Below are 20,719 nucleotides of genomic sequence, written 5' to 3' on the forward strand. Positions count from 1 at the left end.
GAGGTGCCGCGCTACCGCGCCGTCGTCGCCTCCGACCACCCGCCGCCGAGCACCTTGTACAGGGTCACGAGGTTCTGCACCTGCAGGGCCTGCGTCTGCAGCGTCGCCTGCTGCGCGCTGAACAGCGAGCGCTGCGCGTCGAGCACCTCGAAGTAGCTCGATGCGCCGCTGCGGTAGCGCAGGTCGGCGAGCCGGAAGCTCGCCTGCGCGGCGTTCGCGACCGCCGCCTGCGCGCGCAGCTGCTCGCCCAGCGTCGCGCGGCCGGCGAGCGAATCCGAGACCTCGCGGAACGCGGTCTGGATCGCCTTCTCGTACTGCGCGATCGCGATGTCCTTGTTGACCTTCGCGACATCGAGGTTCGCCTGGTTGCGACCGGCATCGAAGATCGGCTGCAGCAGGCTCGCGGTGCCGGTGACGGCCCAGGTGCCGCTCTTGAACAGGCCCGAGAGTTCGGTGCTCGCGCTGCCGGCGCTCGCGGTCAGCGAGATGCGCGGGAACAACGCCGCGCGCGCCGCACCGATGTTGGCGTTCTGCGCCTGCAGCTGCTGCTCGGCAGCGCGCACGTCGGGCCGGCGCGTCAGCAGATCGGACGGCAGCCCGGCCGGCAGGTCGGCGACGCCCTGTTGCGCCGCCAGCGGCAGGCCGGCGGGCAGATCCGCCGGCAGCGGCTGGCCGACCAGCAGCACCAGCGCGTTCTCGTCGAGCGCGCGCTGGCGCTGGGTCTGCGCGAGCGCCGCCTTCGCGGTCTCGAGCAGCTGCTCGGCCTGGCGCACGTCGACCTCGGACGACGCGCCGTTGTCGAAGCGCAGCTTCGTCAGCCCGAACGAGTCTTCGCGCGTCTTCAGTGTGTCCCGCGTGACGCGCAACAGCTCGTCGTCGGCGAGCAGGCTCGCGTAGGTCGTCGCGACACCCGCGATCAGCGCGATCTGCGTCGTCTTGCGCGCCTCTTCGGTCGCGAGGTATTGCGACAGCGCGGCCTGGCTCAGGTTGCGCACGCGCCCGAAGACATCGAGCTCGTAGCTCGTGACCTGGAAGCCGACCGAGTAGGTGTTGACCAGCTTGCCGCTCGATCCGGGCTGGCGCTGCGCGCTGATGCCGGCGCCGACCGTGGGCAGCTCGTCGGCGCGCCTGATCTGGTAGCTCGCGCGCGCCTGCTCGATGTTCAGGATCGCGACGCGCAGGTCGCGGTTGTTCTGCAGCGCGAGCTCGATCAGGCGCTTCAGCCGCGCATCGGCGAAGAAGCGCTGCCACTCGATGTCGGCGGCCGCCGCGGCCTCGACCTGCGCGCCCGCCGCACCGGCCGGCGCCAGCTCGGGCGCATAACCCGGTGCGACCGGCGCGGCGGGGCGCTCGTAGCGCGGGGCCAGGTTCATGCAGCCGCCGAGCAGCAGCGCCGCCGCGAGCGCCGACAGCCGACCGGCGCGCGCGCCACCCGTCATCAGGCGGTACTTCATCATGCGCCCTCCTTCTTGCCGTTCAGCTCGTGCGTGTACATCTTGCGCTGGCGCTCGCTGCCCTTGAAGACGCCGCGCACCGCGACGAAGAAGGCCGGCACGAACAGCACCGCGAGCACGACCGCAGTGATCATCCCGCCGATCACCGCGGTGCCGATCGCGCGCTGGCTCGCCGAGCCCGCGCCGCTCGAGATCGCCAGCGGCAAGGTGCCGAGGATGAACGCGAGCGAGGTCATCACGATCGGCCGGAAGCGCAGGTGCGCCGCCTCCAGCGCGGCCTCGATCGCGCTCTTGCCCTGCGCCTGCAGGTCTTTCGCGAACTCGATGATCAGGATCGCGTTCTTCGCCGACAGCCCGATGATCGTGATCAGGCCGACCTGGAAGTACACGTCGTTCGAGTAGCCGCGCCACATCGTGCCGATCACGACACCGAGCACGCCCAGCGGCACGACCAGGATCACCGACAGCGGGATCGACCAGCTCTCGTACAAGGCCGCGAGGCACAGGAACACCGCGAGGATCGCGAAGCCGTAGAGCAGGTAGGCCTGCGAGCCGGCGATGCGCTCTTCGCGCGACTGGCCGGTCCACTCAAAGCCGAAGCCGGCCGGCAGCTGCGCGGCGAGCCGTTCCATCTCGACCATCGCCTGGCCGGTGCTCTGGCCGGGCGCGGCGTCGCCGGAAATGCGCATCGTCGGATAGCCGTTGTAGCGCACGGTCTGCGCCGCGCCGTTGGCCCAGCGCGTCGACGCAAACGCCGACAGCGGCACCGGCTGGCCCTGGCTGTTCAGCGCGTTGATGCGCAGCAGGTCGTCGGGCTGCATGCGCTGGCGCGCCTCGGCCTGCACGACGACGCGCTGCAGCCGGCCGGCGTTCGGAAAGTCGTTGACATAGGCCGAGCCGAGCGCGGTCGACAGCGCCGCGTTGACCGCGTCGAAGCTGACGCCGAGCGCGCTCGCCTTGTCGCGATCGACATCGAGCTGCAGCTGCGGCGCGTCCTCGAGGCCGTCGGGCCGGACGCCGGCGAGCACCTTGCTCTGCGCGGCCATGCCGAGCAGCTGGTTGCGTGCCGCGACGAGCGCCGCGTGGCCGTTGCCGCCGCGGTCCTGCAGGCGGAACGTGAAGCCGGTCGCGTTGCCGAGCTCGGGGATCGGCGGCGGGCTGAGCGCGAAGATGAACGCGTCGCGCACGCCCATCAGCGCGCCGAAGCCGCGCGCGGCAAGCGCCTGCGCCGAGTGCGCGGCGCCCTCGCGTTCGCTCCAGTCCTTCAGCGGCACGAACGCGAGCGCGGCGTTCTGGCCGGTGCCCGAGAAGCTGAAGCCGAGCACGCTGACCATCGCCTGCGTCTCGGGCTGCTTCAGGAAGAAGCCCTCGGCCTGCTTCATCACCTCGAGCGTGCGCGCCTGCGTCGCGCCCGGCGGCAGCTGCACGTTGGCGATGATGTAGCCCTGGTCCTCGTTCGGCAGGAACGAGGTCGGCAGCCGCGTGAACAGCAGCGCGACGACGCCGCCGATCGCGAGGTAGACGATCATCATCCGCCCGGAGCGCCGCAGCAGCTTCGCGACGAAGCCTTCGTAGCCCTTCGCGGTCGACTTGAAGCCGCGGTTGAACCAGCCGAAGAAGCCCTTCTTCTCGAGGTGGTGGCCGGCATCGACCGGCTGCAGCAGCGTCGCGCACAGCGCCGGCGTCAGCGACAGCGCCATGAACGCCGAGAAGCCGATCGACGCGACCATCACCGCCGAGAACTGGCGATAGATGTTGCCGACCGAGCCGCTGAAGAACGCGAGCGGCACGAACACCGAGATCAGCACCACGGTGACGCCGATGATCGCGCCGTAGATCTGGCCCATCGCCTTCTTCGTCGCGGCGCGCGGTTCCAGGCCCTCCTCGCTCATGATGCGTTCGACGTTCTCGACGACGACGATCGCATCGTCGACGACGATGCCGATCACCAGCACCATGCCGAACATCGTCAGCACGTTGATCGAGAAGCCGAGCGCCAGCAGCACGCCGAAGGTGCCGAGCAGCGAGACCGGCACGACGATCGTCGGGATGATCGTGTAGCGGATGTTCTGCAGGAACAGGTACATCACGAGGAACACCAGGATCACCGCCTCGACCAGCGTCTCGGCGACCTGGCTGATCGAAATCTTCACGAAGCGCGAGCTGTCGTACGGGATCGTGTACTTCATGCCGGGCGGGAAGTAGCGCTGCAGCTCCTCCATGCGCGCCTTGACCGCCTTCGCGGTCGCCAGCGCGTTGCCGGTCGGCGTCAGCTGCACGCCGATGCCGGTCGAGGGCCGCCCGTTCAGGCGCGCCGAGGTCGCGTAGCTCTGCCCGCCGAGCTCGATGCGGGCGACGTCCTTCAGCCGCACCGACGAGCCGTCGGGGTTCGCGCGCAGCACGATGTTGCCGAACTGCGCGACCGATTCGAGCTGGCCCTTCACGACCACGGTCGCGAAGATCGATTGCCCGGGGATGTTCGGCAGGTCGCCGATCGTGCCGGACGAGACCTGCGCGTTCTGCGCCTGGATCGCCTGCGCGACGTTGCTCGTCGACAGGTTGAAGCCGACCAGCTTGGCCGGGTCGATCCAGATGCGCATCGCGCGTTCGGTGCCGAACAGCTGCGCCTGGCCGACGCCCGGAATGCGCTGCAGCTCGGGCACGACGTTGCGCGAGGCGTAGTCGCCGAGCGCGATCGGGTCGATCGACGCGTCATCACTCGACAGGATCGTGAACAGCAGGAAGTTCGAGCGCGACTTGTCGACGCGCACGCCCTGCTGCGTGACCGCCAGCGGCAGCCGCGGTGTGGCGCGCGACAGGCGGTTCTGCACGTCGACCTGCGCCAGATCGGGGTTGGTGCCGGCCTGGAAGCTCAGCGTGATCGAGCCGGTGCCGTCGGCCTGGCTGACCGACTCCATGTAGATCAGGCCGGGCGAGCCGTTCATCTCGCGCTCGATCACGCTGATCACGCTGTCCTCGAGCGTCTGCGCCGAGGCGCCGGGGTACGCGGTGTTGACGACGATCGACGGCGGCGCGACCGACGGGTACTGCGCGATCGGCAGCTGCGTGATCGCGGTGCCGCCGAGCACGATGATGAACAGCGCGATCACCCACGCGAAGATCGGGCGATCGATGAAGAACTGGGCCATGTGCCGTGCCCCTTACTTGGATGCGGCCGAGGCCGGGGCGCTGGCGGCGGCGGGCGCCGCGCCGGAAGCGGCCGGGCGCCACGGCACGGCCTTCACCGGCGCGTTGCCGCGCAGTTTCTGGAAGCCGTCGACCATCACCTGCTCGCCCGGCTTCAAGCCGTCGAACACGACCCACTGGCCGTTCACCGCGGTGCCGATCTTGACTGGCCGCTGGGCGACCTTGCCGTCGGCGCCGACGACCATCACGCTGTCGCCGGTCGCGCCGCGCGTGACCGCCTGCTGCGGCACGGCGATGCCGGCCTCGGCGCGCGCCTCTTCGAGCCGCACCCGCACGTACATCCCCGGCAGCAGCAGGCCGGCCGGGTTCGGCAGCTCCGCGCGCAAGGTGATCTGGCCGGTCGTCGAATCGACGGTCAGGTCGCTGAACAGCAGCTTGCCCGGCGTGCCGTAGTCGCTGCCGTCCTCGAGGATCACGCGCACGCTCGCTGCATCGGCACCGGCCCGCTTGTACTGGCCGCTCGCGATCGCCTTGCGCAGGCGCAGCACGTCGGTCGTCGACTGCGTGAAGTTCACGTAGATCGGGTTGATCTGCTGCACGGTCGCGAGCGGGGTCGCATCGCCCTGCCCGACCAGCGCGCCTTCGGTGACGAGGGCGCGGCCGACGCGGCCCGAGATCGGTGCGGTGACCGTGGCGTAGCCGAGGCTGATCTGCGCGGTCTGCAGGTTCGCGCGGCCGGTCGCGACATCGGCCTCGGCGGTCTTCTGCGCGGCGACCGCGTTGATGTAGTCCTGCTTGCTGATCGCGTTCGCCTCGAGCAGCGGCTTGTAGCGCTCGGCCAGCGCGGTGGCCTGGGTCACGTTCGCCTGCGCCCGCGCGAGCGCGGCCTGCGCGCTCGCGGCGGCCGCCTGGTACGGCGCCGGGTCGATGCGGAACAGCAGCTGGCCGGCCTTCACGTCGCTGCCTTCGGTGAACACGCGCTTCTGCAGGATGCCGGCCGCGCGGGCCCGCACCTGCGCGACACGCGAGGCCTCGAGCCGGCCCGGCAGCTCGGTCGCGAGGCCGATCGCCTGCGGCGCGACGACGATCACGCCGACCTCGGCCGGCGGCATGCCGCCACCGGGCGGCCCGCCCGCGCCGGGCTCGGCCTTCTGCCCGCAGGCCGCGAGCATGGAAACAGCCAACACAACGGCAGACACTGCCCAGACGTTTTTCAACGTTGACATGCGGGAACCCTTCGGGAGAGGTGAGGCGGGCGCGACGCCCTGGATGTGATTTTCAGGTAGTATACATACATGCTTGAATGTATGTAAGTCGATCGCTGCACCGCAACAAATCTTCATCATGGCCCGCAGAACGAAGCAAGAGGCGCAAGCCACCCGCAGCCGCATCCTCGACACCGCCGAGCTGGTGTTCGAGCAGCGTGGCGTCTCGGGCACCTCGCTCGGCGAGATCGCGAAGGCGGCGGGCCTGACGCGCGGCGCGATCTACTGGCACTTCAAGGACAAGGCCGACCTGTTCAACACGATGATGGAGCGCGTCACGCTGCCGCTCGAGCAGACCATCAAGGACACCGAGATCACGCTGGTGCAAATGCGCGACGTCTTCGTCGACGTGCTGCGCAAGGTCGTGACCGAACCGCAGCTGCGGCGCGTGTTCGACATCGCGACCCACAAGGTCGAGTACGTCGGCGAGATGAACGCGGTGCGCGAGCGCCACCTCGCGATGCGCAACGGCTGCCTGGCCGACATGCAGCTCGCGCTGCGGCGGGCGCAGCGCAGCGGTGCGATGCCCAAGGCCATCGCGCCGCGCAGCGCCGCGCTCGGCCTGATCGCGCTGTTCGACGGGCTGCTGCAGAACTGGATGCTCGACCGCGACGGCTTCGACCTGCCGCGCGTCGGCGGCCAGGTCTTCGACGCCTACCTGCGTGGGCTGACGGCGTCCACCTGAGACGGGGCGACTCGAGTCCGGGGCGACCTCGGGTTCGTCATTTCGGGCCGCTGTAGTTCACCGGCACGAACGCATAGCCCTTGCCTTCGGCGCGCAGATGCCCGAGCCCGGGGAACGAAATGTGCGCGCCGCCGACCAGCCAGCCCTGCTTCACGGCCTCGGCGTAGGCGCGCTTGCGTTGCAGCGCGGCCGACTTGCTGTCGATGTCGAACTGGATCGTCACCGCCGGCTCGGGGAACTGCACCGCCCCGACGTGCATCACGTCGCCCCACAGCAGCAGCGTCTGCCCCCCGCTCTCGACGCGGTACATGCTGTGCCCGGGCGTGTGGCCCGGCGCCGGGATCGCCTTGATGCCCGGCACGAGCTCGGTGGCGCCGCTGAACGGCTTGAACTTGCCTGCGGCCACGTAGGGATTCACCGACACCTGCGCACCGCGGATGAAGCCTTTCATCCCTTCAGGTGCGCGGTCGAGGGTGGCCTGGCTCAGCCAGAAGTCGGCGTCGTGCTGGTCGGCGCGCACGATCGCGTTCGGGAACGCGAGCTTGTCGCCGGCCATCAGCCCGCCGACGTGATCGACGTGCATGTGGGTGATGTAGACCTCGTCGACCTGCTCGGGCTGGTAGCCGGCGGCGCGCAGGTTGTCGATCAGGTGACCGAGCGTGGGATCGAAGAGCTTCGCCGCGCCGGTGTCGACCAGCACCAGCTTCGAACCGGTGTTAATCAGGAAGCCGTTGACCGACATCTCCATCGGCGACGTCATGAAGTTGCGCGTCAGCACCTGGTCGACATGCGCCTTGGTCGTGCGCGTCAGCAGCTCGTCGACCGGCGCCATGAACGTGCCGTCGGACAGCGCGGTGACCTCGAAGTCCCCGACCATCACGCGGTAGTAGCCCGGCGCCTGCGCCTTGACCTGCGGCGCCGCGGCATGGGCCGATGCGAGCACGAGGCTGCCGGCAATGATCGCGAGTGCACGGCGCAGCCGAGAGATGTGTGTCATGAGGCGAACTCCGTAGTGTGTGGATTTGGATGCGGGCGCCGAGAATACGGCAACGCGCGAACTTGCGCAGAAGCCGCGCCGATCAGACGCCGGCCTTCGCGAACACGACGACCGAGATGCCGCGCGCGGCGGCCAGCGCATCCGCGTTCTGGTACGAGTGCGGCAGGTTGCCGGGGAAGGCGAGCACATCGCCCTCGGCCAGCGCGTGGCGCACGCCGGCGACGATCAGGTTCACGCGGCCGTCCAGGCAGGTGAAGAACTCGCGCGTGCCCGGCAGGTGCGGCGTGCCGCCCATCAGTGCGCCGGGCGCGAAGTCCATCACCTCCATCATCTCGTCGGGCACCGGCTCGGGCACCAGTTCGCGGATCGTCACGCCCCGGCCCTTCGCGCGCGAGGCCAGCTCGGCCGCCGGCCAGTGCCGCACCAGCGCGCGCGGCGAGGCGAGCAGTTCGTCGATCGGCACGCCGAGCGCCTGCGCGACCTTCACGAGCACGACCAGCGACGGATTGCCTTCGCCCGACTCGAGGTTCGCGATCGTCGAGCGCGGCAGCTTCGCGGCTTTCGCGAGCGCCTCCTGGGTCAGCGCGCGCACGTGGCGCAGGCTGGCGAGGTTGCGCGCGAGGTGCGCCGAGGTCTGCCCGGCGTGCGGGTCGGGCGGGCCCGACGGCGTGGCGTCGGCGCTGGGTTCGGATTCAGATTCGGAGGCGGGCATCGTGCGCCGCATTGTGCGACCGCGCGCCGTCCGCTGCAGCGAACTTGCGCCAATGCGCTGGACAGCGCGCTCGTCGCGCCACCGCGGCCGGCCTACCTTCGCGTCATCGACCACCACGAACGAGATCCGACGATGAACACTTCCACACTCCAAGGCCTGCGCGTCGCGATCACCGGCGGCAGCGCCGGTCTCGGGCTCGCGCTGGCCCGCGCACTGCACGCGCGGCAGGCGCAGGTCGCCTTCGTTGCGCGCGATGCCGTGCGCGTGGCCCGCGCCGCCGACGCGCTGCCCGGCAGCCACGGCATCGCCGGCGACGTGTCTGCGAAGGACGAGATCCACCGCATCGCGCTGCAGATCACCGGCGCGCTCGGCGGGCTCGACGTGCTCGTCAACAACGCCTCGAGCCTCGGCCCGGTGCCGCTCGCGCTGCTCGCCGACACCGAATGCGAAGACTTCGAGGCGGCGCTCGCGACCAACCTGCTCGCCCCGTTCCGGCTCACGAAGGCGCTGCTCGGCGCGCTCGCAGCGTCGGCGCGCGAGCACATCCCGCCGCGCGCGGCGCTTGTCGTCAACATCACGAGCGACGCCGCGGTGACGCCCTACGAGCACTGGGGCGCGTACGGCGCGAGCAAGGCGGCGCTGGCGCACATGAGCCGCATCTGGGACGAAGAGCTGCGCCCGCATCGCGTGCGCGTGCTCGCGGTCGACCCCGGCGACATGGACACCGCGCTGCACGCCGCGGCCCTGCCCGATGCCGACCCGGCGCAGCTGAAGCGCCCCGAAACGGCGGCACGCGAGCTGCTCGCGCTGATCGCGCAACACGCCGCCGTCGCGGAGCGCGCATGAGGGCCGCTGCGCTGCCGCTGCAGCGGCCCCCCGAAGCGAAGCTGCTCGTGATCGACGCGACCGGCCGGCTGCAGCATGCAGCGCGCGCCCGACTCGCGGAGTTCTTCCGCCGCGGCGACCTGCTGGTCGCGAACGACGCGGCGACCCTGCCGGCGAGCCTCGCGGGCACGCACCTGCGCAGCGGCCTCGGGATCGAGGTGCGGCTGGCTGGCCGCGGTTCGCTGCGCGCCGACGACGTGCAGCGCTTCAACGCGGTCGTGTTCGGCGCCGGCGACCATCGCACGTGCACCGAGGACCGCCGCGCTCCGCCCGCGCTGCGGGCCGGCGACATGCTGCGGCTCGGCCCGCTGCAGGCGCGCATCGAGCGCCTGCTCGATCATCCACGCCTGATCGCGCTGCGCTTCGACGGCACGCCGGATGCGATCCGTGCCGGCCTGGCGCAGCATGGCCGCGCGGTCCAGTACGCGCACATGGCGCCGGCGCTCGCGCTGTGGGACGTGTGGACGCGCATCGCCGCGCTGCCGGCCGCGTTCGAGGCGCCGTCGGCCGGCTTCGCGCTCGACTGGCAGCTGCTGCGCCGCCTGCGCGAGCGCGGCATCGGCTTCGCGACCCTGACGCACGCCGCGGGGCTGTCGTCGACCGGCGATCCCGCGCTCGACGCGCGCCTGCCGTTCGACGAGCCGTACTTGCTGCCGACCGCGACCGTCGCCGCGATCGACGCGGCGCGCGCCCGCGGCGGCCGCGTGATCGCGCTCGGCACGACGGTCGTGCGCGCGCTCGAACACGCCGCGTCGCGCGATGGCACGCTGCGCGCCGGCGCCGGCCTCGCCGACCAGCGCATCGGCGCGCACACGCGGCTGCGCGTCGTCGATGCGATCGTCAGCGGCACGCACGAGCGCGCGACCAGCCACTTCGAACTGCTGCGCGCGTTCGCCGGCGACGCGACGCTGCGCCGCGCCGACCACGCGCTCGAGACGCACGGCTACCTGACCCACGAGTTCGGCGACTCGGTGCTGATCGAGCGCGCTGCCCGGATGGCGACCCTCGGTGCGTGCCCGATCGGCGCGTTGACGCTCGCCGATTGAGGAAGGAGCCGTTCAGTCGGCCGCAAAGCGCAGCACCGCTGCGCGGACCCGGCGGTCCATCGCTTCGCCGCCGCCGTGCCCGGTGCCGATCAGGTGCAGCTCGGCGTCCGGCCAGGCCTGGGCCAGCTGGCAGGCGGTATCGGCCGGGCTGCCCAGGTCGAGCCGGCCATGCACCAGCACCGCCGGGATGCCGGCCAGCCGGTGCGCGTTGCGCAGCAACTGGCCGTCCGCCAGCCAGGCGGCGTGGCTGAAGCAGTGCGTGACGATGCGCGCGAAGCTCAGGCGAAACGCGGGGTCGGCAAAGCGTTTCGGATAGATGTAGCCAGGTTCGAGCGACAGCACCGCGGCCTCCCAGTCGCACCAGGCCTGGGCCGCGCGCTGCCGCGTGGGCAGATCGGTCGGCCCGTTGAGCAGCCGGTCGTACGCCGCGACCAGATCGCCGTTGCGCTCGCCTTCCGGCACGCCGCGCCGGAAGCGCTCCCATTCCTGCGGGAAGTACCGGCCGACCTCGTGGTAGAGCCAATGCACGTCCGCGGGCCGCGTCATCGTCACCGACGCGAAGATCGCTGCGGCCACGTGCTGCGGGTGCTGCTCGGCATAGGCCAGCCCGAGCGTGACGCCCCAGGAACCGCCGAACAGCACCCACTTGTCGACGCCGAGGTGCTGGCGCAGGCGCTCGATGTCGTCGATCAGCAGCGGCGTCGTGTTGCGGTCGAGGACGGTCGCCGGGTCGGCAGCGCTCGGCGTGCTCCTGCCGCAGTTGCGCTGATCGAAGATCACGATGCGGTATTGCGCAGGATCGAACAGCCGCCGCGAGCCCACGCTGCAGCCCGAGCCCGGCCCGCCGTGCAGGAAGAGCGCGGGCTTGCCACGCGGATTGCCGCAGACCTCCCAGTAGATCTGCTGGCCGTCGCCAACATCGAGCATGCCCTGCTGGTGCGGCTCGGTCGGGGGAAACGGCTCCATGGTCATCCTCCAGCGCAGGTCGGCCGCAAATCGTCGCCGGCCACGGGGTCGTGCGGTCGGGCGTTCTAGCCGCGCTCGAATTTGAACACCGCGACACTCGCGCGCAGGTTCGGCCAGCGCCGCACCGCAGCGCCGTTGCGGATGCCGAACGCATCGAGGATGCGCAGCCCGTCCTTGCGCGCCAGCACCTCGAAGTCGGCGTAGGTGCCGACGCGGATGTTCGGCGTGTCGTACCACTGGTACGGCAGCACGCGCGTCACCGGCATGCGGCCGGTGGCGACCTGCAACCGGTTCGGCCAGTGCGCGAAATTCGGGAAGCTGACGATGCCGATGCGCCCGACACGCGCGGTCTCGCGCAGCATCTTCTCGGTGTTGCGCAGGTGTTGCAGCGTGTCGATCTGCAGCACGACGTCGAAGCTCTGGTCCTCGAACAGCGCCAGGCCCTCTTCGAGGTTCAGCTGGATCACGTTGACGCCGCGCTGCGTGCAGGCAAGCACGTTGGCGTCGGCGATCTCGATGCCGTAGCCGCTGCAGCCGCGCGTGTCGCGCAGGTGCGCGAGGAACTCGCCGTTGCCGCAGCCGAGGTCGAGCACGCGCGAGCCCGGCGGCACGAGTTGGGCGATCAGCTCCATGTCCTTGCGGTCACTCATGGCTCAGCTCCGCCGCGATGTTGTCGAAGCACGCGCGCAGCACGCCGTGGTAGCGCGGGTCGTCGAGCAGGAAGGCATCGTGGCCGTGCGGCGCGTCGATCTCGGCGTAGCTCACGTCGCGCTTGCGGTCGACCAGCGCCTTGACGATCTCGCGCGAGCGCGCCGGCGCGAAGCGCCAGTCGGTCGTGAAGCTGACGAGCTGGAACTTGCAAGCGGCCGGCGCGAACGCGGCGGACAGGTCGCCGCCGAACTCGCGCGCCGGGTCGAAGTAGTCGAGCGCGCGCGTGATCAGCAGGTAGGTGTTGGCGTCGAAGTACTCGCTGAACTTGTCGCCCTGGTAGCGCAGGTAGCTCTCGATCTCGAACTCGACGTCCTGCGTGCTGTAGGCCAGGCCGCCGTTGCGCAGGCCGCGGCCGAACTTGGCCTCCATCGCGTCGTCGGACAGGTACGTGATGTGGCCGATCATCCGCGCGACGCGCAGCCCGCGCCGCGGCAGCGTGCCGTGCGCGCGGTAGTGGCCGCCGTGGAACTCCGGGTCGGTGACGATCGCGCGCCGCGCGACCTCGTTGAACGCGATGTTCTGCGCCGACAGGTTCGGCGCGGTCGCGACCGCGATGCAATGGCGCAGCCGCTGCGGATAGCGCAGCGACCAGCTCAGCGCCTGCATCCCGCCGAGGCTGCCCCCGAGCGCCGCCGCGAGCTGCTCGATGCCCAGCGCATCGAGCAGCCGCGCCTGCGCGTCGACCCAATCCTCGACCGTGACGACCGGGAAGTCGGCGCCGTAGGTGCGGCCGGTCTCGGGGTTCGTCTGCATCGGCCCGGTCGAGCCGAAGCACGAGCCCGGGTTGTTGACGCCGATCACGAAGAAGCGGTTCGTGTCGAGCGGCTTGCCGGGGCCGACGAGGTTGTCCCACCAGCCTTCGCTCTTCTCCTGGCCGGCGTAGGTGCCGGCGACGTGGTGACTCGCGTTCAGCGCGTGGCACACGAGCACCGCGTTGCTCTTCGCGGCGTTCAGCGTGCCGTAGGTTTCGAACGCGAGCGTGTAGTCGCGCAGCTGCGCGCCGCTGCGCAGCGGCAGCGGCTGCTCGAAGCGCAGGAATTGCGGCTCGACGTCGCCGATCGAACTGGTGACCACCAAGAGAACACCCCAGATAAACAGAAAACCGGCGCCGCTGCAAAGGCGGACACCGGGCTGGGCGTCCTCTTTAGCGGCATTTTTAAAGCGCCCGCAAGTCGGAACAAATCGGCGCTGTGGATCAAGTATACCGAGGCGGTTCGCGGCCCCGCGGCTGCGGTTGTCGCCTGACCGCGCTCAAGCCTCGTCGCAGGCCGTCACGGTCGACGGATGCGCCGCGGCACGCCGCGCGCCCCGCAGCGTCACGCGCGCCAGCACCCAGGCGATCAGCGCAGCCGCCGCGATGCCCGCGACCATCGGCCGCGCGGTGCCATCGACGAACCCGCCCATCACCGCGATCACGACCGCGCCCATCACGAGCTGCAGCGTGCCCATCAGCGCCGACGCGGCGCCGGCGATCTCGCCGTGGTCGTCGAGCGCCATCACCGAGGTCGTCGGCACGACCAGGCCGAGAAAGCCGTAGCCGATCAGCAGCATCGCGATCATCGGCGCGAGGCCGTCGATGCCGGCCAGGTTCAGCGCCAGCAGCGCGGTCATCGCCAGCGCGAACCCGAGCACCGCGACCGACACGATGCGCGGCAATCCGTAGCGTTCGGCCAGCCGCCCGGCGAATTGCGAGACGCCGATGAACGACGCGGCGTTGACCGCGAACGCGAGGCTGTACTGGCGCGGTGTCAGGCCGTAGTGTTCGATCAGCACGAACGACGAGTTCGCGAGGTAGATGAAGAACGCGGCCATGCCGAACGCGCCGATCGCGGTCAGGCCGATGAAGTGCGGGTCGCGCAGCAACAACGCGAACGCGCGCAAGGTGCTTGCGACGTCGCTGCGGGCGCGCTGCGGCGCCGGCCGCGTCTCTTCGAGCGTGGCCGCGACGAGCACCAGTCCGACGCCACCGATCGCGGTGACGACCCAGAAGATCGCGCGCCAGCCGGCCGCATCGATGATCAGGCTGCCGATCAGCGGCGCCAGGATCGGCGAGACGCTGAACACCAGCATCAGCATCGACATCAGCTTCGTCGCGTCGGCGCCGGTGTGCAGGTCGCGCACGATCGCGCGCGGCACGACGATCGGCGCGCCGCCGCCCAGCCCTTGCAGGAAGCGGAACGCGATCAGCCAGACGATGTCGGGCGCGAGCGCGCAGCCGACGCTGCCGACGATGAACAGCGCGATGCCGACATACAGCGGCGGCTTGCGGCCGAAGATGTCCGAGGCCGGGCCGTAGACGATCTGGCTGATCGCGAACGAGATGAAGAAGGCCATCAGGCTGAGCTGCACCGCGTGCACGTCGGCATGCAGCGCGCTGCCGATCGCGGGCAGCGCCGGCAGGTACATGTCGATCGCGAACGGGCCGATGGCCGACAGCAAGCCCAGCACCAGGGCCATGCGCAGAAACGAACGGGTCATCGGGCAGCAGTATCCGGGAATTGCACAGGCCTTGCCCGCACAGGGTCGGACTACCATCGCGGCACTTTCGCGGGGGACTCGTCGATGTTCAATTGGCTCAAGCTCGTCGACAGCCACGTGCCGGTGCGCTACTCGGTGTGGGTGCTGTGCGCGGTCGGCATGTTGCTGTGTGCGTTCGCCTGGGTCGGGTTCGGTGTCGGCGGCGGGCCGGCGTTCGCGTTCATGCTGCTCGTCGGCCTGGGCTTTCGCGACACGCACCAGACGCGCCACTCGGTGCTGCGCAACTACCCGGTGATCGGGCACCTGCGCTTCCTGCTCGAGTTCATCCGGCCCGAGATGCGCCAGTACTTCATCGAGGGCGACAACGAGGCCGCGCCGTTCTCGCGCCAGCAGCGCTCGCTGGTCTACCAGCGCGCGAAGGGCGATGCCGACAAGCGGCCGTTCGGCACGCAGATGGACGTCGGCGCGGTCGGCTACGAGTGGATCAACCATTCGCTGCAGCCGACCGAACTCGCGACGCACGACTTCCGCGTGACGATCGGCGCGGGCCGCGCGCAGCCGTACAGCGCGAGCATCTTCAACATCTCGGCGATGAGCTTCGGCGCGCTCAGCGCCAACGCGATCCTGGCGCTGAACGCCGGCGCGAAACGCGGCAACTTCGCGCACGACACCGGCGAGGGCTCGATCAGCCGCCACCACCGCACGATGGGCGGCGACCTGATCTGGGAGATCGGCTCGGGCTACTTCGGCTGCCGCAACGACGACGGGTCGTTCAGCGAAACGCGCTTCGCCGAGAACGCGCTGCAGCCGCAGGTCAAGATGATCGAGCTGAAGCTGAGCCAGGGCGCGAAGCCCGGCCACGGCGGCGTGCTGCCCGGGCCGAAGGTCACGCCCGAGATCGCCGCGGCGCGCGGCGTGCCGCCGTGGGTCGATTGCATCTCGCCGGCCAGCCACGGCGCGTTCAAGACGCCGATCGAGATGATGCAGTTCATCGACAAGCTGCGCCTGCTCTCGGGCGGCAAGCCGACCGGCTTCAAGCTGTGCATCGGCCACCCGTGGGAGTGGTTCGCGATCGCCAAGGCGATGCTCGAGACCGGCATCACGCCCGACTTCATCGTCGTCGACGGCGCCGAGGGCGGCACCGGCGCGGCGCCGCTCGAGTTCACCGATCACGTCGGCGCGCCGCTGCAGGAGGGGCTGCTGCTGGTGCACAACACGCTGGTCGGGCTGAACCTGCGCGACAAGGTCAGGATCGGCTGCGCCGGCAAGGTCGTCAGCGCGTTCGACATCGCGCGCATGCTCGCGCTCGGCGCCGACTGGTGCAACTCGGCGCGCGGCTTCATGTTCTCGCTCGGCTGCATCCAGGCGCAGAGCTGCCACACCGGCCACTGCCCGACCGGTGTCGCGACGCAGGACGAGCAGCGCGCGCGCGCGATCGTCGTGCCGACCAAGGCCGAGCGCGTCTACCACTTCCACCGCAACACGCTGCTGGCGCTGAAGGAGCTGGTGCAGGCGGCCGGCCTCGCCGACCCGAGCCAGATCACCGCGTCGCACATCGTGCGGCGCAGTGCCGAACAGAGCGTCAAGCTGCTCGCGAACCTGCTGCCGTTCGTCGCGCCCGGCGAGCTGCTGCGGGGCGAGATGACGCAGCAGGTGTTTCGCGTCTACTGGCCGATGGCGCAGGCCAGGAGCTTCGGCGTCGCCACGCGCTGAGCGCCGCAGCGGCCCCTCACCCTCTCACGACGGCTGCGGCGGCAACGTATCGATGAAGCTCGGGCGCGCGTTCAGCTTGTCGGCCAGCCGCGCGAGGTTCGCGTGCTTCGCGCGCCAATCGATCTGCGGGAAGCGGAATGCGAGGTAGTCGAGCGCACAGCCGACCGCGATGTCGGCCAGCGACAGGTGGATGCCGGAGCACCACGGCTTGTCGGCCAGCCCGGTGCTGACCGCGTCGATCGAGACGTCGACCTTGTGCAGCTGGCGCTCGACCCAGGCCGCGCAGCGCTGCTCGTCGCTGCGCCCGGCCCAGGTCTGCTCGAGGCGCGCCAGGATCGCGGCGTCGACGATGCCGTCGGCCAGCGCCTCCCAGGTGCGCACCTCGATGCGCTCGCGGCTGCCCTCGGGGATCAGCCGGCTCACCGGCGAGCGCGTATCGAGGTACTCGACGATCACGCGCGAGTCGAACAACGCCTCGCCGCCGGCGAGCACCAGGCACGGCACCTTGCCGAGCGGGTTGGAGGCCATGATCTTGTCGCTGGTCCACACGTCCTCGAGCTCGTGCTGGTAGTCGAGCTTCTTCTCGGCCATCACGATGCGGACCTTGCGCACGTAGGGGCTGGTGAGCGAACCGATGAGTTTCATGAAATATTGCCGTCCCTGAGCGCCATGCTGTGTGGCTGCGGCGATTTTAGCGGCGCACCCCGGGCCGGCAGGGTCAGCGGCGTAGCGTCCAGTCCACAGTCGGCGGCCGTTCGTCCAGGTTCAGCGTCGCGATCGCGGCCGGCGTCTGCGCGACGATGCGCCCGCGGCGCACCACCATCAGGCGGTTCGCGCGCAGGCGGATCGCCTCGACCGGGTCGCGCGCCTGCAGCAGCACGAAATCGGCGCGCTTGCCGACATCGATGCCGTAGCCGCCCAGCCCCATCAGGCGCGCCGCGTTGACGGTCACGGCATCGAAGCAGGCCCGCATCTGCGCCTGCGATGTCATCTGCGCGACATGCAGGCCCATCTGCGCGACCTCGAGCATGTCGGCCGAGCCGAGCGAATACCACGGGTCCATCACGCAGTCGTGGCCGAACGCGACGTTGATGCCGGCCGCCATCAGCTCGGGCACTCGCGTCATCCCCCGGCGCTTCGGATAGGTGTCATGGCGGCCCTGCAGCGTGATGTTGATCAGCGGGTTGGCGATCGCATGGACCTGCGCCTCGGCCATCAGCGGCAGCAGCTTCGACACGTAGTAGTTGTCCATCGAGTGCATCGAGGTCAGGTGCGAACCGGTGACGCGCCCGTGCAGCCCGAGGCGCTGGGTCTGGAACGCCAGTGTCTCGATGTGGCGCGACAGCGGGTCGTCGCTCTCGTCGCAGTGCATGTCGACGCGCAACCCGCGCTCGGCCGCGAGCTCGCACAGGATGCGCACGCTCTCGGCGCCGTCGGCCATCGTGCGCTCGAAGTGCGGGATGCCGCCGACCACGTCGACGCCCAGGTCGAGCGCGCGCTTCAGGTTCGCGAGCGCGGTCGGCGCGCGCAGCAGGCCGTCCTGCGGGAACGCGACGAGCTGCAGGTCGAGGTAGGGCGCGACGGTCTTCTTCACCTGCAGCAGCGCTTCGGTCGCGAGCAGCCGGTCGTCGCAGACATCGACATGCGTGCGGATCGCGAGCAGCCCCTTCGCGACTGCCCAGTCGCAGTACTGCAGCGCGCGCTCGACCAGCGCCTGCTGCGTCAGCTGCGGCTTCAGCTCGCCCCACAGCGCAATGCCTTCGAGCAAGGTGCCGCTGGCGTTGACGCGCGGCAGGCCGTGGCTCAGCGTCGCGTCCATGTGGAAATGCGCGTCGACGAAGGGCGGGCTCAGCAACCAGCCGTCGGCCTCGACGATGCGGGCGCCGGCGGGCGCCGCCAGCTGCGGGCCGACCTCCGCAATCCGGCCGTCGAGCACGAGCACGTCCTGCGCCTCACGGCCGTCGATCAGGCGCGCATTGCGCACGAGCATCGGTTCGCTGCGTTCCATCTGCCAACCTTTCCACGAACGTTCGGAAACATACGCCCCGCCCGTGAGCGGGGCGCGGAAAAATGCAGCGTCGCCAGAGTCTAGGCCCGCCCGCCCCGCGATCCGTGTTCAAACTGCTTCTTCTCTTCACCCACCTGCTCGGCACCAGCCTGGCACTCGGCGCGATCGTCGCCACCGACATCCGCCTGCTGCGCCGTCTCGCCGACGACCGCGTGCGCATCGCCCCGCCGAACCCGTTCGTGATGCGCCTGATCACGATCGCGCTGCTGTTGCTCTACGCGACCGGCGCCGCGATGGTCGCGCTCGGCGTGGCCGACAACCCCGACTACCTCGGCAACCGGAAGCTGCAGGGCAAGCTCGTGCTGATCGCGCTGCTCACGATCAACGCATGGGTGCTGCACCGCTACACCTTCCCGGGCCTGGCACGCGGCCGGCGCGTCGCGCGCTGGAAGATCGCCGACTTCATGCGTGTCGCGGTCCCGGTCTCGCTGTCGAATTGTCTGTGGATGTACTGCGCGTTCCTCGGCATCGCGCGGCCCTGGAACCAGAGCGCCTCGTTCGGCTTCGTGCTCGGCACCGGCGCCTGGCTGTTCGCGGCCACGCTGGCCGCCGTGATGACGGTCCTCGTGATCGCCGCGCAAGACCGCACCGACGCCGAACCCGGCTGGATCGACGTGCTGAAGCGCCAGTTCGGCGCGCTGGCGACCGCACTGCGCGCCTGAGCCGCTCGTGACGTTCCGGCCATGACCTGCGAGGTCATCGCCAGAGTGACGCCTGCACCTGAAGATGCTCCCAACGCCATCTTTCAACCGCAAAGGAGCTCCGCGATGGACAGCGTCAACCTTCTCCCGCTCGGCGTCGGCCACATGATCGGCCTCGGCGCGGTCGGTTCCTGCCTCGGCATCGGCCTGCTCGGCTCGAAGTACCTCGAAGCCGTGGCGCGCCAGCCCGAGATGATGGAGCCGCTGCAGAACAAGGTCTTCCTGCTCGTCGGCGTGCTCGACGGCGCGTTCATCATCGCGACCGGCATCGGGCTGTGGTTCGCGACGGCGAATCCGTTCAAGTAGGGCGGTCGGCGCTCCCGGCGGGTTTCGCGGCGGCGCGGCGTGCACTTCTACAATCGCAACTCGCCGCCGCTTCGGCGCGCTGCCCGCGCGCACCGCCATGAACCTGTCCGCCCTCTCCGCCCTGTCGCCGCTCGATGGTCGTTATGCCGCCAAGGTCGCGGCACTGCGCCCGCTGCTGTCCGAGTTCGGGCTGATGCACCGGCGCGTGCAGGTCGAGGTCGAGTGGTTCATCGCGCTGTCGGATGCCGGGTTCAAGGAGTTCAAGCCGCTCTCCGAAGCTGCGCGCGGGCTGCTGCGCGGGCTGGTGCTGCGCTTCTCCGAGGCCGACGCACAGGCGATCAAGGACATCGAGCGCACCACCAACCACGACGTCAAGGCCGTCGAGTACTGGCTGAAGGGCCGCATCGACTCGACCGCCGAGTTGAAGGCCGCCAGCGAGTTCGTGCACTTCGCGTGCACCAGCGAAGACATCAACAACACCAGCCACGGCCTGATGCTGCGCGCTGCGCGCACCGAGGTGCTGCTGCCGGCGCTCGACCGCATCGTCACGAAGCTGAGCGCGATGGCGCACACGCTCGCCGCGGTGCCGATGCTCGCGCGCACGCACGGCCAGACCGCGAGTCCGACGACCGTCGGCAAGGAGATCGCGAACGTCGTCGCGCGTCTGGCGCACGCGCGCACGCGCATCGCCGACGTGAAGCTGCTCGCGAAGATGAACGGCGCGGTCGGCAACTACAACGCGCACCTCGCGGCCTACCCCGACTTCGACTGGGAGGCCTTCTCGCGCCGCGTCGTCGAGACCCAGCTCGGCCTGACGTTCAACCCGTACACGATCCAGATCGAGCCGCACGACTGCATGGCCGAGCTGTTCGACGCGGTGACGCGCACCAACACGATCCTGGTCGACTGGTCGCGCGATGTCTGGGGCTACGTCAGCCTGGGCTACTTCAAGCAGCGCACGAAGGCCGGCGAGATCGGCTCGTCGACGATGCCGCACAAGGTCAATCCGATCGACTTCGAGAACGCCGAAGGCAACTTCGGCCTTGCCAACGCGCTGCTCACGCACCTGAGCCAGAAGCTGCCGATCAGCCGCTTCCAGCGCGACCTGACCGACAGCACCGTGCTGCGCAACATGGGCGTCGCGCTCGGCTACGCCGTGCTCGGCTACGACTCGCTGCTGCGCGGCCTGGACAAGCTCGAGATCAACGAAGCGGCCCTCGCCGACGACCTGGAGCAGGCCTGGGAGGTGTTGGCCGAGCCGATCCAGACCGTCATGCGCCGCTACCAGCTGCCGAACCCGTACGAACGGCTGAAGGAGCTGACGCGCGGCCGCGGCGTCACGCGCGAATCGATCGCGGCGTTCATCAAGACGCTCGAGATCCCGGCGGCCGAGCGCGAGCGCCTGCTGGCGATGACGCCGGCGAGCTACACCGGGCAGGCGGTGGCGCTCGCGAAGCGCATCGGCTGACGGCGACGGGCCGCCGCGGCCGACCACCCCATTCGAGGGGTCGCGGCCAAGTTAGGGGTCGTGGCGGTGCACCCGGGCGCCTATCTTTCTGCGCCTCAGCCACCCCCGTCGAGGAGT

At 70.1% G+C, this 20,719-nt stretch carries 18 protein-coding genes and 1 riboswitch; of the genes, 7 read left to right on the plus strand and 11 right to left on the minus strand.

The window, feature by feature from the left end; translation table 11 throughout:
- Nucleotides 1–11: 11 nt before the first annotated feature.
- The 3 genes from AC1DTW_RS15950 to AC1DTW_RS15960 are packed head-to-tail and all read right to left on the minus strand — an operon-like array spanning nt 12 to nt 5,827.
- The gene (locus tag AC1DTW_RS15950; protein ID WP_477982221.1) at nt 12–1,457 is read right to left on the minus strand and encodes an efflux transporter outer membrane subunit; all 1,446 of its coding nucleotides are present in this window, start codon (nt 1,455–1,457) and stop codon (nt 12–14) included.
- Nucleotides 1,454–4,603, minus strand: coding sequence for an efflux RND transporter permease subunit (locus AC1DTW_RS15955; RefSeq protein ID WP_477982222.1), 3,150 nt, complete (start codon nt 4,601–4,603; stop codon nt 1,454–1,456). The genes AC1DTW_RS15950 and AC1DTW_RS15955 overlap by 4 nt, the downstream gene beginning before the upstream one ends.
- Nucleotides 4,604–4,615: 12 nt before the next feature.
- Entirely contained in the window at nt 4,616–5,827 is a 1,212-nt protein-coding gene (locus AC1DTW_RS15960; RefSeq protein ID WP_477982224.1) for an efflux RND transporter periplasmic adaptor subunit, read from the minus strand.
- A gap of 118 nt (nt 5,828–5,945) precedes the next feature.
- On the opposite strand from AC1DTW_RS15960, the gene AC1DTW_RS15965 reads away from it, so the two are divergent.
- Entirely contained in the window at nt 5,946–6,551 is a 606-nt protein-coding gene (locus AC1DTW_RS15965; RefSeq protein ID WP_477982225.1) for a TetR family transcriptional regulator, read from the plus strand.
- 37 nt (nt 6,552–6,588) lie between these two features.
- On the opposite strand, the gene AC1DTW_RS15970 is transcribed toward AC1DTW_RS15965, so the two are convergent.
- Together AC1DTW_RS15970 and AC1DTW_RS15975 are read right to left on the minus strand one after the other, a co-directional pair.
- Nucleotides 6,589–7,548 carry an MBL fold metallo-hydrolase gene (locus tag AC1DTW_RS15970; RefSeq protein WP_477982226.1) on the minus strand — a complete coding sequence of 320 codons (960 nt, stop codon included), beginning with the start codon at nt 7,546–7,548 and terminating at the stop codon, nt 6,589–6,591.
- Between the two features lie 82 nt (nt 7,549–7,630).
- A complete protein-coding gene (locus tag AC1DTW_RS15975; RefSeq protein ID WP_477982227.1) occupies nt 7,631–8,260 on the minus strand; it encodes a helix-turn-helix domain-containing protein in 630 nt (209 codons plus the stop codon).
- A 132-nt stretch (nt 8,261–8,392) separates the two neighbouring features.
- On the opposite strand from AC1DTW_RS15975, the gene AC1DTW_RS15980 reads away from it, so the two are divergent.
- Together AC1DTW_RS15980 and AC1DTW_RS15985 are read left to right on the plus strand one after the other, a co-directional pair.
- Nucleotides 8,393–9,106, plus strand: a complete 714-nt coding sequence (locus AC1DTW_RS15980) for an SDR family oxidoreductase (RefSeq protein WP_477982228.1) — start codon at nt 8,393–8,395, stop codon at nt 9,104–9,106.
- Complete coding sequence (locus AC1DTW_RS15985; protein ID WP_477982229.1) at nt 9,103–10,191, plus strand: S-adenosylmethionine:tRNA ribosyltransferase-isomerase; 1,089 nt, start codon at nt 9,103–9,105, stop codon at nt 10,189–10,191. Before AC1DTW_RS15980 ends, AC1DTW_RS15985 begins: the two co-directional genes overlap by 4 nt.
- Before the next feature lie 12 nt (nt 10,192–10,203).
- Here the strand turns inward: AC1DTW_RS15985 and pip are convergent, their stop codons facing one another.
- The 4 genes from pip to AC1DTW_RS16005 all read right to left on the minus strand — a co-directional run bounded on the left by pip (nt 10,204) and on the right by AC1DTW_RS16005 (nt 14,346).
- Complete coding sequence (pip, locus tag AC1DTW_RS15990) at nt 10,204–11,157, minus strand: prolyl aminopeptidase (protein ID WP_477982230.1); 954 nt, start codon at nt 11,155–11,157, stop codon at nt 10,204–10,206.
- Between the two features lie 65 nt (nt 11,158–11,222).
- Entirely contained in the window at nt 11,223–11,807 is a 585-nt protein-coding gene (gene metW / locus AC1DTW_RS15995) for a methionine biosynthesis protein MetW (RefSeq protein ID WP_477982231.1), read from the minus strand.
- Complete coding sequence (gene metX, locus AC1DTW_RS16000) at nt 11,800–12,945, minus strand: homoserine O-succinyltransferase MetX (RefSeq protein ID WP_477982232.1); 1,146 nt, start codon at nt 12,943–12,945, stop codon at nt 11,800–11,802. Before metX ends, metW begins: the two co-directional genes overlap by 8 nt.
- A gap of 46 nt (nt 12,946–12,991) precedes the next feature.
- Nucleotides 12,992–13,067: riboswitch (SAM riboswitch) on the minus strand.
- A gap of 52 nt (nt 13,068–13,119) precedes the next feature.
- The gene (locus tag AC1DTW_RS16005; RefSeq protein ID WP_477982233.1) at nt 13,120–14,346 is read right to left on the minus strand and encodes a multidrug effflux MFS transporter; all 1,227 of its coding nucleotides are present in this window, start codon (nt 14,344–14,346) and stop codon (nt 13,120–13,122) included.
- Between the two features lie 84 nt (nt 14,347–14,430).
- Between AC1DTW_RS16005 and AC1DTW_RS16010 the strand changes: the two genes are divergently transcribed.
- Nucleotides 14,431–16,059, plus strand: coding sequence for an FMN-binding glutamate synthase family protein (locus AC1DTW_RS16010; protein ID WP_477982234.1), 1,629 nt, complete (start codon nt 14,431–14,433; stop codon nt 16,057–16,059).
- A gap of 24 nt (nt 16,060–16,083) precedes the next feature.
- Here the strand turns inward: AC1DTW_RS16010 and AC1DTW_RS16015 are convergent, their stop codons facing one another.
- Entirely contained in the window at nt 16,084–16,704 is a 621-nt protein-coding gene (locus tag AC1DTW_RS16015) for a glutathione S-transferase family protein (protein ID WP_477982235.1), read from the minus strand.
- 73 nt (nt 16,705–16,777) lie between these two features.
- Entirely contained in the window at nt 16,778–18,067 is a 1,290-nt protein-coding gene (locus AC1DTW_RS16020) for an amidohydrolase family protein (RefSeq protein ID WP_477982236.1), read from the minus strand.
- A gap of 104 nt (nt 18,068–18,171) precedes the next feature.
- Here AC1DTW_RS16020 and AC1DTW_RS16025 point away from each other — a divergent pair, with 104 nt between their 5' ends.
- The 3 genes from AC1DTW_RS16025 (at nt 18,172) to purB (ending at nt 20,602) form a co-directional block, all read left to right on the plus strand.
- Nucleotides 18,172–18,789: a hypothetical protein gene (locus tag AC1DTW_RS16025; RefSeq protein WP_477982237.1), complete on the plus strand. Its 618-nt coding sequence runs from the start codon at nt 18,172–18,174 to the stop codon at nt 18,787–18,789.
- A 105-nt stretch (nt 18,790–18,894) separates the two neighbouring features.
- A complete protein-coding gene (gene atpE, locus AC1DTW_RS16030) occupies nt 18,895–19,134 on the plus strand; it encodes a F0F1 ATP synthase subunit C (RefSeq protein ID WP_477982239.1) in 240 nt (79 codons plus the stop codon).
- Between the two features lie 97 nt (nt 19,135–19,231).
- Nucleotides 19,232–20,602 carry an adenylosuccinate lyase gene (purB, locus tag AC1DTW_RS16035; RefSeq protein WP_477982240.1) on the plus strand — a complete coding sequence of 457 codons (1,371 nt, stop codon included), beginning with the start codon at nt 19,232–19,234 and terminating at the stop codon, nt 20,600–20,602.
- The last annotated feature ends 117 nt before the right edge of the window (nt 20,603–20,719 follow it).

The organism is Rhizobacter sp. P5_A1 (genome assembly GCF_056400745.1).

Excerpts from the sequence above, each read along its gene's own strand:
- atpE (WP_477982239.1), top strand. The coding sequence starts at position 18,895 with ATGGACAGCGTCAACCTTCTCCCGCTCGGCGTCGGCCACATGATCGGC.
- metW (WP_477982231.1), bottom strand. The coding sequence starts at position 11,807 with ATGAGTGACCGCAAGGACATGGAGCTGATCGCCCAACTCGTGCCGCCG.
- AC1DTW_RS15975 (WP_477982227.1), bottom strand. The coding sequence starts at position 8,260 with ATGCCCGCCTCCGAATCTGAATCCGAACCCAGCGCCGACGCCACGCCG.
- purB (WP_477982240.1), top strand. The coding sequence starts at position 19,232 with ATGAACCTGTCCGCCCTCTCCGCCCTGTCGCCGCTCGATGGTCGTTAT.
- AC1DTW_RS15950 (WP_477982221.1), bottom strand. The coding sequence starts at position 1,457 with ATGATGAAGTACCGCCTGATGACGGGTGGCGCGCGCGCCGGTCGGCTG.
- AC1DTW_RS16005 (WP_477982233.1), bottom strand. The coding sequence starts at position 14,346 with ATGACCCGTTCGTTTCTGCGCATGGCCCTGGTGCTGGGCTTGCTGTCG.
- AC1DTW_RS15970 (WP_477982226.1), bottom strand. The coding sequence starts at position 7,548 with ATGACACACATCTCTCGGCTGCGCCGTGCACTCGCGATCATTGCCGGC.
- AC1DTW_RS15980 (WP_477982228.1), top strand. The coding sequence starts at position 8,393 with ATGAACACTTCCACACTCCAAGGCCTGCGCGTCGCGATCACCGGCGGC.
- AC1DTW_RS16020 (WP_477982236.1), bottom strand. The coding sequence starts at position 18,067 with ATGGAACGCAGCGAACCGATGCTCGTGCGCAATGCGCGCCTGATCGAC.
- pip (WP_477982230.1), bottom strand. The coding sequence starts at position 11,157 with ATGGAGCCGTTTCCCCCGACCGAGCCGCACCAGCAGGGCATGCTCGAT.
- AC1DTW_RS15955 (WP_477982222.1), bottom strand. The coding sequence starts at position 4,603 with ATGGCCCAGTTCTTCATCGATCGCCCGATCTTCGCGTGGGTGATCGCG.
- AC1DTW_RS16015 (WP_477982235.1), bottom strand. The coding sequence starts at position 16,704 with ATGAAACTCATCGGTTCGCTCACCAGCCCCTACGTGCGCAAGGTCCGC.
- AC1DTW_RS15960 (WP_477982224.1), bottom strand. The coding sequence starts at position 5,827 with ATGTCAACGTTGAAAAACGTCTGGGCAGTGTCTGCCGTTGTGTTGGCT.
- AC1DTW_RS15965 (WP_477982225.1), top strand. The coding sequence starts at position 5,946 with ATGGCCCGCAGAACGAAGCAAGAGGCGCAAGCCACCCGCAGCCGCATC.
- AC1DTW_RS15985 (WP_477982229.1), top strand. The coding sequence starts at position 9,103 with ATGAGGGCCGCTGCGCTGCCGCTGCAGCGGCCCCCCGAAGCGAAGCTG.
- AC1DTW_RS16010 (WP_477982234.1), top strand. The coding sequence starts at position 14,431 with ATGTTCAATTGGCTCAAGCTCGTCGACAGCCACGTGCCGGTGCGCTAC.